A 458-nucleotide genomic window follows, 5' to 3' on the forward strand; every position below is an offset into this window, starting at 1 on the left:
ATCAAAGGAGATCGTCACAATGACCGTCACGACCGACCGACCCGTCGCCTCTCAGGCGAAGTACGGGTCACCGGACAAGCTCAAGACCGCCATCGGTTCCACCGTCGGAACCACCATCGAGAACTACGACTTCCTCGCCTACGGCACCGCGGCCGCGCTGTACTTCGGGCCGCTGTTCTTCCCCGGCGAGGACCCGGTGGTCGGGGTGCTCCTCGGCTTCCTCACCTTCGGCATCGGCTTCGCGATGCGCCCGCTGGGCGGCATCATCGGCGGGTACCTGGGTGACAAGTACGGCCGCAAGCCCGTGCTCGTGGGCGCCCTCATGATCATGGGTGTCGCCACGGTGGCCATCGGCATCCTGCCCGTCTATCAGCAGGTGGGTCTGCTGGCCCCGCTCCTGCTCACCCTCATCCGCATCGTTCAGGGCCTCGCCTTCGGCGCCGAGTGGGGCGGCGCGG

General features: G+C 67.2%; 1 protein-coding gene. It reads left to right on the forward strand.

Features of this window, described 5'->3' with window-relative positions; genetic code table 11:
• Positions 1-19 precede the first annotated feature (19 nt).
• On the forward strand, positions 20-458 hold a 439-nt coding region (locus ASG00_RS18210), incomplete at its 3' end, for an MFS transporter (protein WP_268772149.1).

The organism is Microbacterium sp. Leaf351 (assembly GCF_001423825.1).
GTDB lineage: Bacteria > Actinomycetota > Actinomycetes > Actinomycetales > Microbacteriaceae > Microbacterium > Microbacterium ginsengisoli.